At 74.0% G+C, this 12,752-nt stretch carries 12 protein-coding genes; 9 read left to right on the top strand and 3 right to left on the bottom strand.

The genetic code is table 11. The annotated features are described in order from the left end of the window. Nucleotides 1-83: 83 nt before the first annotated feature. Both V3C34_RS02790 and V3C34_RS02785 read left to right on the top strand, forming a co-directional pair. Nucleotides 84-1,106, top strand: a complete 1,023-nt coding sequence (locus V3C34_RS02790) for a pirin family protein (protein WP_346008002.1) — start codon at nucleotides 84-86, stop codon at nucleotides 1,104-1,106. 66 nt (nucleotides 1,107-1,172) lie between these two features. After that, nucleotides 1,173-2,279 carry a DUF2330 domain-containing protein gene (locus V3C34_RS02785; protein ID WP_346008001.1) on the top strand — a complete coding sequence of 369 codons (1,107 nt, stop codon included), beginning with the start codon at nucleotides 1,173-1,175 and terminating at the stop codon, nucleotides 2,277-2,279. Between the two features lie 7 nt (nucleotides 2,280-2,286). Here V3C34_RS02785 and rsgA read toward each other — a convergent pair whose 3' ends face one another. Continuing rightward, nucleotides 2,287-3,372: a ribosome small subunit-dependent GTPase A gene (rsgA, locus tag V3C34_RS02780; protein WP_338539050.1), complete on the bottom strand. Its 1,086-nt coding sequence runs from the start codon at nucleotides 3,370-3,372 to the stop codon at nucleotides 2,287-2,289. Nucleotides 3,373-3,565: 193 nt separating this feature from the next. Between rsgA and V3C34_RS02775 the strand changes: the two genes are divergently transcribed. Further along, the gene (locus V3C34_RS02775) at nucleotides 3,566-4,252 is read left to right on the top strand and encodes a thermonuclease family protein (protein WP_338539051.1); all 687 of its coding nucleotides are present in this window, start codon (nucleotides 3,566-3,568) and stop codon (nucleotides 4,250-4,252) included. A gap of 1 nt (nucleotide 4,253) precedes the next feature. Here the strand turns inward: V3C34_RS02775 and V3C34_RS02770 are convergent, their stop codons facing one another. Further along, complete coding sequence (locus tag V3C34_RS02770; RefSeq protein WP_068327432.1) at nucleotides 4,254-4,733, bottom strand: ATP-binding protein; 480 nt, start codon at nucleotides 4,731-4,733, stop codon at nucleotides 4,254-4,256. A 101-nt stretch (nucleotides 4,734-4,834) separates the two neighbouring features. Here V3C34_RS02770 and V3C34_RS02765 point away from each other — a divergent pair, with 101 nt between their 5' ends. The 3 genes from V3C34_RS02765 to V3C34_RS02755 are packed head-to-tail and all read left to right on the top strand — an operon-like array spanning nucleotide 4,835 to nucleotide 7,880. Further along, nucleotides 4,835-5,716 carry a DUF5926 family protein gene (locus V3C34_RS02765; protein WP_068425252.1) on the top strand — a complete coding sequence of 294 codons (882 nt, stop codon included), beginning with the start codon at nucleotides 4,835-4,837 and terminating at the stop codon, nucleotides 5,714-5,716. A gap of 14 nt (nucleotides 5,717-5,730) precedes the next feature. Further along, nucleotides 5,731-6,420 (top strand): glycosyltransferase, encoded by a 690-nt coding sequence (locus V3C34_RS02760; RefSeq protein ID WP_346008000.1) that lies wholly within the window; start codon nucleotides 5,731-5,733, stop codon nucleotides 6,418-6,420. Then, complete coding sequence (locus V3C34_RS02755) at nucleotides 6,417-7,880, top strand: hypothetical protein (protein WP_346007999.1); 1,464 nt, start codon at nucleotides 6,417-6,419, stop codon at nucleotides 7,878-7,880. The genes V3C34_RS02760 and V3C34_RS02755 overlap by 4 nt, the downstream gene beginning before the upstream one ends. A 1-nt stretch (nucleotide 7,881) precedes the next feature. Here the strand turns inward: V3C34_RS02755 and V3C34_RS02750 are convergent, their stop codons facing one another. Next, entirely contained in the window at nucleotides 7,882-10,056 is a 2,175-nt protein-coding gene (locus V3C34_RS02750; protein WP_346007998.1) for a hypothetical protein, read from the bottom strand. Nucleotides 10,057-10,110: 54 nt separating this feature from the next. Between V3C34_RS02750 and V3C34_RS02745 the strand changes: the two genes are divergently transcribed. From V3C34_RS02745 to pheA, 3 genes are read left to right on the top strand one after another with little or no spacing between them, the layout of a single operon-like run. Further along, nucleotides 10,111-11,364, top strand: coding sequence for a glycosyltransferase 87 family protein (locus tag V3C34_RS02745; protein ID WP_346007997.1), 1,254 nt, complete (start codon nucleotides 10,111-10,113; stop codon nucleotides 11,362-11,364). Continuing rightward, nucleotides 11,361-11,768, top strand: a complete 408-nt coding sequence (locus V3C34_RS02740; protein WP_068425266.1) for a DUF4446 family protein — start codon at nucleotides 11,361-11,363, stop codon at nucleotides 11,766-11,768. The genes V3C34_RS02745 and V3C34_RS02740 overlap by 4 nt, the downstream gene beginning before the upstream one ends. A gap of 20 nt (nucleotides 11,769-11,788) precedes the next feature. Further along, nucleotides 11,789-12,721 carry a prephenate dehydratase gene (gene pheA / locus V3C34_RS02735; protein WP_068327452.1) on the top strand — a complete coding sequence of 311 codons (933 nt, stop codon included), beginning with the start codon at nucleotides 11,789-11,791 and terminating at the stop codon, nucleotides 12,719-12,721. Nucleotides 12,722-12,752: the final 31 nt, after the last annotated feature.

The raw sequence follows: 12,752 nt of genomic DNA, 5'->3' as shown, positions 1-12,752 counted from the left end.
CTGCGCAACCTCCTCCGGGACACGGAATGTTTGATTTTCAACTACTGTTGGACCAAGGGACCGCAACCCCGAAGGAGCACCCGATGCCCGCCGTGACCGTCGACAACATCCTCACCCTCCCCCGCGTGACCCAGCCGCTGCCGGACACCGTCTCGCGCCCCGTGCTGTCGGTGAGCACGGCGCCCCGGAGCCACGAGGGCGAGGGTTTCCCCGTCCGCCGCGCCTTCGCCGGCGTCGACATGGCCCGCCTCGACCCCTTCATCCACATGGACCAGATGGGTGAGGTCGAGTACGCCCCGGGCGAGGCCCGCGGCACGAGCTGGCACCCGCACCGCGGCTTCGAGACCGTCACGTACATCATCGACGGCACCTTCGCCCACGAGGACACCCACGGCGGTGGCGGCCTGATCACCGACGGCGACACCCAGTGGATGACCGCCGGGTCCGGCCTGCTGCACATCGAGGCCCCGCCGGAGGAGCTCGTCGTGAGCGGCGGGGTCTTTCACGGCCTGCAGCTGTGGGTCAACCTGCCGAGCCACCAGAAGATGACCGACCCCTGCTACCAGGACATCCGCTCCGGCCAGGTCGGCCTGCTCTCCAGCCACGACGGCGGCACGCTGCTGCGCGTCATCGCCGGCGAGCTCGACGGTCACGAGGGTCCGGGCATCACGACGACCCCGATCTCGATGATCCACACGACGATCGCGCCCGGCGCCCGGATGCACATCCCGTGGCGCGAGGACTTCAACGGTCTCGCCTACGTCCTGTCCGGACGGGGCGTCGTCGGCCCGGAGCGCCGACCGATCCGCGAGGGCCAGCTCGCCGTCTTCGGCGCCGGCGGTGCGCTCGAGATCGCCGCCGACGACAACCAGGACTCGCGCAGCCCCTCGCTCGAGGTCGTGCTGCTCGGTGGCCGTCCGATCCGCGAGCCCGTCGCCGCGTACGGCCCCTTCGTCATGAACACCCGCGAGGAGCTCGTCACGGCCTTCGAGGACTTCCAGGCCGGGCGCCTCGGGGTCATCCCCAAGACGCCCAGGGTCCGCTCGGCGCTCGAGATCGCCGAGGCCATGTCCCGGGGCGACCGCCCCGGTCACGACGTCCTCTGAGGGGAGCCCTCCCCCTTCGTCCCGCCGCGCCCGTGCACCACACTGGCGGGGACGAAGGGGGATGACGTGACCATCTCGAGGACGGGCCTGCGGGCCCTGGCGATCGCGCTGCTCGTGACGCTCGTGCAGGCCGTCGGTGTGGCCGCGCCCGCCATGGCCTGCGCGTGCGGAGGCGTCGAGGCGCCGGAGGGCGAGAGCGTGTCCGTCAACGAGGAGTCGGCGGTCGTGCGGCACGACGGCGAGACGGAGGACATCGTCCTCAGCTTCGACATGTTCACCTCGGCCCAGGACGTCGCGCTCATCCTGCCCCTGCCGGCGAGGGCCGAGCTCGACCTCGCCGACGTCGACACCCTGGGCCAGCTGGCCCGGGCCACCCGCCCGGAGGTCGTCGAGCGCAAGGTGCTGCGCGGCCTGCAGCTCCCGGTGATCGGCGGCGCGGCCGGCGACGGCACCTCGGCGGGAGCGCCGCCGGGCGTGCGCGTCCTGGAGCAGCGGGAACTCGGACCCTTCACGGCCACCCAGCTGACGTCGACGTCCACGAGCACGCTGACGCAGTGGCTGCAGGACAACGGCTACCGCGTGCGTGACGAGGTCATCGAGTCGACCCGCCCCTACCTGCGCGAGGGCTGGGTCATCGCCGCCATCCGCCTCACGGCGAGCCCGGACGCGCCCCACGCCCTCGACGGCGAGCTCCAGCCGATCCGGGCGACCTTCCCCTCGCGCGAGATCGTCTACCCCATGCGGATGCAGGCGCAGGCCGCGTCGGTCAGCACGCTGCGGGTCTACACCCTCACCGAGCACCGCACGGAGGTCGACTTCGGGGCGATCGAGCCCGAGGTCGCCTTCGCCGGGCCGCTGCGTGCGGCCGATGTCCCGCGGGGATCGACCCTGGCCGAGCTCACCCAGGGCGCCCCCTTCGTCACGCGGTTCGACGCGTACGTCCGGCCGGACGACGTCACGAGCGACATGACCTTCACCCGCTCCGCGACCGACCGGACCTACCGCCGGCAGACCCTCGTCGAGGTCGACTACCCCTGGTACCTCAGGGTGTTCGTGCCCTCGTGGGGGACCTTTTTCTTCTGGATGGTGGTCCTGCCCGTCCTGGCCCTGCTCGTCGGGGTGCCGGCACTGGCCGTGCGCCTGGTCCGGGGACCGCGGTCCGCGCGGCGCTGAGACCGGCTCAGCCGAAGGGGTCCTGCCCCCGCTTCAGCGCCGCCTGCGCCTTGCCCCCGCGACCGAGCGCGACCCACCGCTTGCGGGCGGCCGCCCGGGCGACGGGGTCGGTGCGCATGGCGATCCACTCGGCCTCGCGCTGCAGCTTCTGCCAGCTGTGCCAGCGCCGCGCGTCGAGCTCGCCGCCCTCGAGCGCGGCACGCACCGCGCAGCCCGGCTCGGTCTCGTGCGCGCAGTCGGCGAAGCGGCAGGCGGCGATGAGCTCCTCGACGTCGGGGAAGGTGAGGGAGACTCCTTCGCCGTCCTCGTGCAGCCCGATCGAGCGCAGCCCGGGGGTGTCGATGAGCACGCCCCCGTCGGCGAGCGCGATGAGCTCGCGAGCGGTCGTCGTGTGCCGCCCCTTCCCGTCCTGCCGGGTGTCGCTGACGGCCTGGACCGGCTGCCCCGCGAGGACGTTGACGAGCGTGGACTTGCCCGCGCCGGACTGCCCGATGAGGGCGGTCGTGCCGCCGGCGAGCGCCGCCGCGAGCTCGGGGACGCCCTCGCCGGTCTCGGCGGAGACGACGAGCACGCCCACCCCGGGCGCCGCGGCCCGCACCTCGGCGACCGTGGCGTCGGGGTCGAAGGCGAGGTCGGCCTTGGTGAGCACGACGAGCGGCTGTGCCCCCGACTCCCACGCGACGACGAGGTAGCGCTCGATCGTCGAGAGGTTGACCCGGGTCTCGAAGGGCACCGCCACGAGCACGCGGTCGAGGTTGGCGGCCATGACCTGCGCGTCGGACCGCTCGCCAGCGGTCTTGCGCACGATCGCGCTCCGGCGCGGCAGCACCGCGCGGACGACGTCACCGTCGGCGCGGCGCTCGAGCCCGACCCAGTCGCCGGTCGTCGGCTGGTCCTCGAGGTCGCTGCCCGCGGGCAGGCGGACCAGGGCGGGCACGGCGCCGTCGGCGGTGTGCACCGTGACCCGGCCGCGGTCGACGCGTCCGACGCGTCCCGGCACGAGGACGAAGGGGGCGCCCGTCGCCATCTCGTCGAGGGCGGCGGCGCTCCCTTCGTCCCAGCCGAGGGAGGTGAGTGCGGTGGAGTCCGTCATCCCGTCCAAGGTGGCACCGGGCCGCGGCGGGCGCCAGCGATTTACCGCCCCGGGACGCCTCGGCGAGGGACCATTGACAGATCAACTTCCTGCCGCGAGGATGCGCTCACGACCGACGGTGACCCCTCCCGCCGGTCCAGATCTCCTCCCTTCGCCACTCCCTCGCCACACCCTCACCCCCGGAGCCCCTGCCGTGATCCGCCGTACCGCTGCCCTCGCTGCCGCTGCCCTCGTCCTGTCCGCCCCCGCCGCCACGGCCGCCCCAGCCGCCCCGGCCGTACCCAAGGGCAGCTACGCCGCCAAGGTCGTGAGCGTCACCGACGGGGACACCATCCGCATCCGCTACCAGGGCCACTCGACCCCGGTGCGCCTCATCGGCCTCGACGCCCCGGAGATCTCCCCCCGCGAGTGCTACGGCAGCCAGGCCACGTCCCGGATGGCGCAGCTGACCAAGGGCGGCACCGTCTACATCAGGACCGACGGCACCCAGGGCAACAAGGACAGGTACGGCCGGCTGCTGCGGCACGTCTACACCCCGGGCGGCACCTCGCTCGCGCTCACGATGATCAAGGGTGGCTACGCCCGCGAGTACACGTACAGCCGCGCCTACAAGGGCCAGTACTCGCACCGCCGGGCACAGTCCTCCGCCAAGGCCGCCGCGCGCGGTCTGTGGGGTGCGTGCGCCAGGCCGAAGCCCACCCCGACCTCCACCTGCGTCGGCAAGATCAAGGGCAACATCTCCAGCAGCGGCGAGAAGATCTACCACGTGCCCGGCGGTCGCTACTACAGCGTGACCAAGATCGACCTCGGCAAGGGCGAGCGCTGGTTCTGCACCGAGACCTCTGCCCGCAACGCCGGCTGGCGCAAGTCCAAGGTCTAGGTCAGGGACCGACCCTGCGGCGCGACGGGCCCCCCAGCGCCGCCCAGACGGTCGTCTGCTTGTCGTCGCGCTGCACGCCCCACTCGTGGGCGATGCTGCGCACGATCCGCAGGCCGCGGCCGGAGGTCGCCCAGACCGCCCGGGCAGCAGGGACCGGCTCGGTGTCGGAGCCGCCGTCGCTCACCTCGACCTCGACATTGTCCCCGCGAGCCTTCCAGTGCACCCGCACGGTCCGGTCGGACAGGGGCGTCGCGTGACGCAGCGAGTTGGTCACGAGCTCGGTGACGACGAGCTCCGCCTCGCCGACGACGTGCTCGCCGACCCCGCGGGCGACGAGGTCGAGGGCGATCGCCTCGCGCACCTTGGTGACGGTCTGCAGCTCCCAGCGGGCGCGGATGGTGCGGGCCTGGCCGCGACCGATCTCGCCGCCGAAGGAGTCGAGCTTCGGCGCGTCGGTGCGTCGGTCGTGTGCCTCGGACATGGTGTGCGGATTCCCTCGGTTGCGGTCGCTGGCCCCCGTCATTGTCCCCGCCCCGGCGGTGCGGCCCAACTCCCACCCCGTCACGGCCTACGCTGACCGCCATGGGTAAGGCTTCACGACGCAAGAAGGACGCGCAGGGCAAGACCAAGGTCGCCCCCGCGCCGTATGTCGCACGCCCCTTCGCGGGGCTGCCGGGCGAGCCGGACTGGGTGGCGGCGTACGAGATCCTGCCCGCCGCCACGGCGACGCTCCACCTCGACCCGGCGGCGGTGCCGGAGGGCTCGCCCGAGACGGTGACGCTCGCGACGGTGCTGCCGATGGCGTGGCCGGCCCTGCGCCGCGACACCGGCGAGATCCTCGTCGCGACCCAGGCCGGGTCCGCGAGCGGCGACCCGAGCCGCGACATGGCCCAGGCCCTGCTCACCGCCCTCGCCACCGAGCCGGGCGCCCCGGTCGCGCAGCTGCCGCGCACCACAGCCGAGACCCCGCGCCTGCAGGACCTCGTCGACACCTCCGCGCCCTTCGAGCTGACCGTCCACGAGGGCTTCGACTTCTGGGTCGAGGGCCAGGAGGTCTCCGGCGAGGCGGCGGCCTCCCTCGAGCGCGCCAACGAGTCGGTCGTCCCGAGCACCCCCGTCGCCGGTACCCCGAGCACGTACTGGTGCCGCATCGGCGAGCGCACGTACATCCGTCACGTGCTCGCCGACGACGAGGAGACCGCGACGACCGCCCTCGCCCGCCTCCACGCGAAGGGGGAGGCCCACCTCGACGAGGAGCGTCGCCTCCTCGGGGCCTTCCGCGCCGGTGGCCTCATCGTCCCCGTCTGGGAGGTCGACCCCGACTCCGACCCGGCCGAGCACGAGGGTGCCGTGGCCGACTTCGCCGCGCGCTACGCGACGGCTGCCGCATCCACCGACGAGCTCACCGCCGAGGAGCGTCGGGCCCGGTCCGGCCTGATCTCGCGCCAGGTGACGCTGCGCTGACCATGGGTGCGCGGGTGGCCGCGATCGTGCCGGCCAAGGACGAGGCGGACCTGGTCGCGTCGACGGTCACGGCACTCCTCGGCCTCGACGACGTCGCTCTCGTCGTCGTCGTCGACGACGGCTCCACCGACGCGACGGCCGCCAACGCCGCCGACGCCGGTGCGCTCGTCGCGCGGCACCCCGCCAACCAGGGCAAGGCCGCCGCGCTCGAGACGGGCGTGGCGAGGCTCGCCGCCGAGGAGGAGTACACGGGGACCGGGCCGCACCTGCTGCTCTTCGCCGACGCCGACCTGGGCCCCTCCGCGGCCAACCTCGAGCCGCTGCTCGTGCCCGTCCTGACCGGGTCGGCCGACCTCGCCGTCGCCAACATCCCGCGCAGCGCCTCCTCGCTCGGTGCCGGGCGGGTCGTGCGGCTCGCCCGCGCGCAGATCGAGGCGATGACGGGGCGCACGATCGAGCAGCCGCTCAACGGCATGCGGGCGCTGACCCGGGAGACCTTCGCGGACGCGACGCCGCTCGCCACGGGCTGGGGCGTGGAGGCGGCGATGCTCGTCGACGTGCTGCGCGCCGGGCGCCGGGTCGTCGAGGTGCCCGTCGAGCTGACCCACCGCCGCACGGCCAACGACATCAAGGGGCGCGTACACCGGGCCATGCAGCTGCGCGATGTCTCGGGCGCGCTGCTCGCCCGGCGCTTCCTGTCGTGACGCGGGCCCGCACCGACCGCGACCCGTTCGGCGTGGGGCTGCTGGTCGCCGGCATCGGCCTGCTCCTGCTCGTCGGCGCGAGCGGGGAGTCGCTCGCGCTCCCACCGCTCGGCCCGCCCGGCTGGGCCTCGCCGGACCTGCCGTGGCAGCTCGGTGGCTGGACCGTCGTCGCCCTGCAGACGACCGGCTACCTGCTCGGTGCCGCGTCGCTGTGGCGGTACGTGCGGCGGCCGAGCCCCCTTCGCCTGCGGTGGTGGCACCTGGCGCTGCTCGCTGCGCTCGTCCTGCTCACGGCCCCCTTCGGCACGGCGGACCACACGAACTACGCCGCCTACGGGCGGATCCTCGTCGAGGGCGGCGACCCCTGGTCGGTCGTCCCGGCGAGCTGGCAGGACGGCCTCGACCCGGTCGTGAGCCTGGTCCAGGCCCCGTGGCGGGAGGCCCCGAGCGTCTACGGGCCGCTCGCGGTGTGGCTCATGGGTCTCGCGGGCCGGCTCGGCGGCGACACCGCCCGGCAGGTCGTCCAGGTCTGGCAGGTCCTCGTCGTGGCCGCGTGGCTCGGCACCCGCGAGCTGCTCGTGCGCCTGGGCACCGACCGCGCGACCGTCGACCGCTGGTGGACGACCAATGTCCTGGTCCTCGGCGCGGGCGTGCTCGGCGCGCACGTCGACGTCCTCGCGGTCGCCGCGATGGCCGCCGCGCTGGGCCTCGGCCTGGCCCGCAGGCCCCTCCTCGCGGGGCTGGCCGTCGGGCTCGCCGCGAGCACCAAGCTGACCGCCGGCGTGGTCGGCATCGCCCTGCTGTGGGCGATCCTCGCCCGGGACACCGGCCCCGCGCGGCTCCGCCCGACCCTCGCGCTCGTCGGCGGCGCGCTCCTCGTGCTCGTCCCCACGCACCTGGCCGTCGGCACCCACGCGATCTCCCGGGTCGTCGGCGCCGGCGGCGGGATCTCGTACGCGATGCCCTGGCGCGCGGTCTACACGGCGCTCGACGTCGTGCTCGGCGAGGGGAGCGCCCGCTCGGTGACGACCTGGCTGGCCGCGATCGGGTGCGTCCTGCTCGCGGTCGCGCTGTGGCACATCACTGCCGGGCTCACCGACGTGGTCGCGGTGCGGGTGCTCTTCGTGCTGTCGACGGCCTACGCGCTCGGCGCCGGGTACGTGCTGCCCTGGTACGAGCTGCCGCAGTGGCTCGCGACGGCCGTGCTCGTCGGGCTGCTCGGGCGGGAGGGCTGGGAGCGGTTCCGGCCCCTGCTGCTGGTGCTCCTCGCCCGCTCGAGCGTCCTCGCGCTCGCCTACGTCCCCGGCCGGGTGCGCCTGCCCGAGGACATCGAGACGGTGACGCTGGGCTTCCGCTTCGTCGCCTCACCGCTCGCGACGCTCACGGTCTGGGTCGTCATCGCCGTGATGTGGCGCCGGTCCGCGAGCACTCAGGGTCGTGCTACTGCACCTCGTGGTTGATTCAGCCACGAGATGCAGCAGCACGACCTCTTGTGCTCGCCGGCTGCGTCCCGACGACGAGCACGACGAGCGCGGGCGCGAGGACGAGCGCGGCAGCCGCCGGGATCGCGGTGCCGGAGTCGTTGAGCAGGAAGCCGACGGTCAGCGCCACGACGAGGGCCGTGAGGCCGATGCGCAGGCCGGCGTGGGCATCGAGCAGGGGTGACACGCGGCGGCCCAGGGCGCTGTCCGGGCGCGCGAGCACCCAGATCACCGCGACGAGCACGACCGGCACGAGCAGGGCGGCGCGCTCCGGGCCGAGCAGCAGGTCGACATTGGTCTCGAGCTTGCGCACGATGATCGCCCACGCGTCCCCGTCGAGGAGCGTGCCGAAGAACCGGCCGAGGTGCGTGCGCTGCTCCTCCGGCCGCAACCAGTCGGCGCCGGCCATCGCGAGGAACCCGACCGCGGTCACCACGCCGATCCCGAGCACCCGGGCCCACGTGAGGCGCACGCCCGCCACCGCGAGCACCAGGTAGACCACCGAGGGGATGAGCGCGAGCGCCCCACCCCCGTCGGCCCCGAGCCAGGCGTCGACGAGGAAGGTCGCCCCGCCCAGCACGAGGACGACCCCGACCGCGGCCCGGCGCCGCCCCGCCGCGAGCAGCGGGCTGACGAGCGCCGTGACCAGCAGGAAGGCGGAGGCGACGAAGATGGCGAAGGGGACATTGCCGAACCCGTGGAACCGCCCGCCGTCGAGCGGCAGCAGCCCTAGGACGGAGAGCATCGTCATCCGACCGCTGCCGAGCAGCAGGTCGCCGGCGAGGACCAGCCAGGTGAGGCCGGCGACGACCCCGACCGGCACGAGCGCTGGGGCGAAGGGAGAGTCCGGCGCTCTCCGCCGCCCGAGGAGCATCCCGAGCACGGTGAGCGCGACGACCACGAGGTCGATGACCGCCACCCGCGCGACGAACCCCGCGAAGGGCTCGTCCGTGGCGAACCACCGCGTCCGTGTCACGAGGTAGGTCGACACGGGCAGGGCCATCGCTGCCAGCCCCACGACCCCGGTGACCGCGGTGACGACCGGCCGGGCGCGCGGTGCGAACCGCCACGCCACCGCGGCCGAGACGAGCAGGAGCGCCAGCCCGACCCCGAAGCCCCGGAAGAAGGGCGGGATCACCCGGTCCGCCTCGCGCAGCTGGGTGTCGTCGTCGACGAGCCGGGCGCGGCGCTCGGCGAAGGACCCCGTGTCGCCGACCGGCACGAGCTCGCGACCGGCGATGCCGTCAGGAGGTGTGATCCCGGCGATCGCGAGCGCCGTGTGCGTCACGTCGGCCACCTGCGCCATCTCGTCCCGGGTCGTCGAGTCGGAGTGCAGCCACCCGGGCTCGGTGCCGCCGCCACCCATCGCGAGGACCCGCAGGCCGGGCTGGCCGCCGTCGTCGGAGAGGCCGGCGAGCAGCACCACGGTGTCCGAGTGCGCGGTCGTCAGGACGTCGCGGACGGTCTCGTCGACCGCCGTCACCTGGTCGGCGCGCACCTTCGAGGCTCCTTCGTCGCTCCTCAGGTCACGGGGGGCGGCGGGGACGGTGACCGCCGGCGCGCCGACGAGCGTGATCGCGCAGGTCTCGTGGACGCCGGGCTCACCGTGCGGGATGACGCCCTCGAGGTCCGGCATCGCGAGGACCGCGCCGTCGCCCGAGCCGGCGATGCACCCGCCGGCGTCGGCCACGGCCTGGCCGAGGACCCCGATCCGGGCGTCGAAGCCCTGTGCCGCGACGCCCTGCGACAGGCCGCGCCAGAATTCGCGGTCCATGTCGACCGCGACCAGCTCGGGGCCGGACCCTGGGCCGGGCAGGCTCGGCAGCGGCGAGCAGCGCGGCAGCGCACGCGGGTGAGCGCGCAGCTGTCCCCGCGTCACATCACGCGGCTCGGCGGCGCGGGTGCCCGCCGACAGACCGAGCCAGCCGTCGCTCGGGCACGAGGTGAAGTACGTCGAGCGGACGTTGACGTTGGTGACCGCCGCGTCGCCGGCGAAGGAGTGGATGGCTGGGGCCCCCTTCGTCGTGATGTCGCTCCACGAGAGGCCGGGCGCGCCGATGACGACGACGTCGCGGGGAGCGTCCGCGGCCTGCGCCGGCGTCGCAGCGCCGAGCAGCACGAGGCCGGCGAGGACGAGCAGGGCGAGGCGGAGCATGGACCCACCGTAGTGATGGGCCGACGCGGATCCGCGTCGGACACAATGGAGGCCATGACCCGAGTGAGCCGCCCGCACCTGCTGCTCGGGGTGGTGCTCTTCGTGCTGGTCGCGGCCTGGCCGGTCGCGAAGTTCCTCTTCCTCTTCCCGCAGGACCAGTGGCAGGTCGACGTGCAGGTCTACCGCGAGGGCGGCCTGTCGGTGCTCCAGGGGCGCCCGATCTACGCGCAGATGACGCAGCCACCGCAGCTGCTCCCCTTCACCTACCCGCCGATCGCGGCCTTCCTGTCGGTGCCCCTCGCGCTCGTCCCCTTCCCCGTCGCGGCGTGGGGGTGGACGATCACCCAGCTCCTCGCGAACGTCGCGATCACGTGGATCGCCTGGTACCGGCTCCGCGAGCGCGTGGGCCGGTGGGCGCCCGTGCTCGTCGGCGTCGTCGCTGCCGGGTTCCTGTGGACGCAGCCGGTCGGCGACGGGATCCGCTTCGCGCAAGTCAACGCCTTCCTCGTGCTGATGATCCTGCTCGACCTGCAGCGGCCGCGGCACCGCTGGCTGATGCAGGTCCCGCCGGGGATGCTCGTCGGGATGGCCATGGCCATCAAGCTCACGCCGGGCGTCTTCGTCATCCACTACCTCCTCAACAAGCGGTGGCGCGAGGCCGGGTGGGCGATCGGGACGGCGACCTTCGTCTCGGTCGCGGCGTGGCTCGTGCTGCCGCAGGCCTCCTTCGCCTTCTGGGGCGGCGCGCTCTCCGACCCGACCCGTCTGGGACCCAACGACGGCTCGGCCAACCAGGCCTTCCGCGCGACGCTCCTGCGGCGCGGCCTCGAGGGCACCGAGCTCACCCTCGCGTGGGCACCGTGGCTGCTCGTCATGGGCGCGCTCGTCTTCTGGATCGGCCACCGCGCGTACCGGCAGGGTGACTGGGTGGCCGAGGCCGCGGCGATCGGGCTCGCCGGGTTCCTCCTCTCGCCCGTCTCCTGGGTGCACCACCTGCACTGGATCATGGTCATCGTCCCGGCGATCCTCGGCGTCTCGGTGCTGCGGGCCCGCCCGGACGTGCGACGGGTCGCGGCCGCGGCCGTCGTCGTCGCGTGGTTCGTCTGCACGATGCCGTTCTGGGGGGTGCTCTGGAAGCGCGAAGGGCGCTCCCCCGCCTGGGTCGGCGACCTCCTCGTCGAGGGCAATGTCATCGGCAGCGTCGTCGTCCTCGCCCTCCTCGGCTGGGCGGTGCTGCGCACCGACCGCGAGCGCGCCCACGAGACGCCGGTCGACGGGCCCGACCCAGCCCCTAGGGTGACCGCATGAGTGCCGTCGAGATCGCGCTGCTGGGCGGGCTCGCGCTCGCCCTGCTGTGCGTCGTCGTGCTCCTCGCCGGGGTGCGCCGCCTCACCGAACGGGTCGTGATGCTCGAGCAGCGCGCGCCCGTCGGCGAGGGTGACCTCGTCGCCCTTCGTCACGAGCTCGCCCAGGCGCTGCGGCACGTGGCCGTCGTGCGCTACGACGCCTTCGGCGACATGGGCGGGCGGCTGAGCTTCTCCGCCGCGGTCGTCGACGACACCGGCGACGGCTTCGTCCTCAGCAGCATCCACGGCCGCGGGGAGTCCCGCACCTACGCCAAGGGCGTCGTCGGCGGCGACGCCGACGCCACCCTCACCCCCGAGGAGCGTCAGGCGCTCGCGGCGGCCCGCACCGGGTCTCCGGACGCCTGACCCCGACCACTGGAGGAGACATGACCCGCTACGCCTACCTCGGACCCGAGGGCACCTTCACGCAGCAGGCGCTGCTGTCGTGGGTGGCCGACGCGGCCCACGAGCAGGTGCCGCTCGGGTCGGTCGACGCCGCGCTCGACGCGCTGCGCGCCGGCGACGTCGACGCGGCGGTCGTGCCCATCGAGAACAGCGTCGAAGGGGGTGTCTCGGCCACCCTCGACGCCCTCGCCTCGGGCGACCCGCTCGTCGTCGTCGGCGAGGTGCTCGTGCCGATCACCTTCGTCGCGTGCGCGCGACCGGGCACGGACCTGGGCCGGGTCCGCGCGATCGGCACGCACAGCCACGCGTGGGCGCAGGTGCGCGGGTGGGCCGGCAAGGAGGCGCCGCAGGCGATCTACGTGCCGACGCTCTCGACCGCCTCCGCGGCCAAGGACCTCGCCGAGCACCCGGACGACCTCGGCTACGACGTCGCGGTGTGCGCCCTGATCGCCGCGGAGCACTTCGGGCTCGAGGTGCTGGCGCACGACATCGGCGACATGACCAACGCCGTCACCCGGTTCGTCGTCGTGGCGCGGCCGGACTGGCTGCCCGCCCCGACCGGCCGCGACAAGACGACCGTCGTGCTCTACCAGCGCGCCGACCGGGCCGGTGGCCTGCTCGAGCTGCTCGAGCAGTTCGCGGTGCGGGGCATCAACATGACGCGGCTGGAGTCCCGCCCGACGAAGAAGTCGATGGGCTCCTACTGCTTCTCGATCGACCTCGAGGGGCACGTTCAGGACGAGCGGGTCGGTGCCGCGCTGATGAGCCTGCACCGGGTCTGCGCGGACGTGCGCTTCCTCGGCTCCTACCCGGCGGCCGCCGGGACCCCGATCACCGTCGACCCGATCACGAGCGACGCGGCCTTCGTCGCCGCCCGTGACTGGCTCGACCGGCTGCGGCGGCTCGGCGACTGAGGTCGAAGCCTGAGGTCGGCGCCCGCCGGCC

Origin of the sequence: Janibacter terrae (assembly GCF_039636765.1) — a bacterium.
Lineage (GTDB): Bacteria > Actinomycetota > Actinomycetes > Actinomycetales > Dermatophilaceae > Janibacter > Janibacter terrae.
This window is presented reverse-complemented; position numbering and strand designations above follow the sequence as displayed.

Coding starts and splice junctions, on each gene's coding strand:
- V3C34_RS02740 (WP_068425266.1), top strand. CDS start 11,361: ATGAGTGCCGTCGAGATCGCGCTGCTGGGCGGGCTCGCGCTCGCCCTG.
- rsgA (WP_338539050.1), bottom strand. CDS start 3,372: ATGACGGACTCCACCGCACTCACCTCCCTCGGCTGGGACGAAGGGAGC.
- V3C34_RS02745 (WP_346007997.1), top strand. CDS start 10,111: ATGACCCGAGTGAGCCGCCCGCACCTGCTGCTCGGGGTGGTGCTCTTC.
- V3C34_RS02765 (WP_068425252.1), top strand. CDS start 4,835: ATGGGTAAGGCTTCACGACGCAAGAAGGACGCGCAGGGCAAGACCAAG.
- V3C34_RS02770 (WP_068327432.1), bottom strand. CDS start 4,733: ATGTCCGAGGCACACGACCGACGCACCGACGCGCCGAAGCTCGACTCC.
- pheA (WP_068327452.1), top strand. CDS start 11,789: ATGACCCGCTACGCCTACCTCGGACCCGAGGGCACCTTCACGCAGCAG.
- V3C34_RS02750 (WP_346007998.1), bottom strand. CDS start 10,056: ATGCTCCGCCTCGCCCTGCTCGTCCTCGCCGGCCTCGTGCTGCTCGGC.
- V3C34_RS02790 (WP_346008002.1), top strand. CDS start 84: ATGCCCGCCGTGACCGTCGACAACATCCTCACCCTCCCCCGCGTGACC.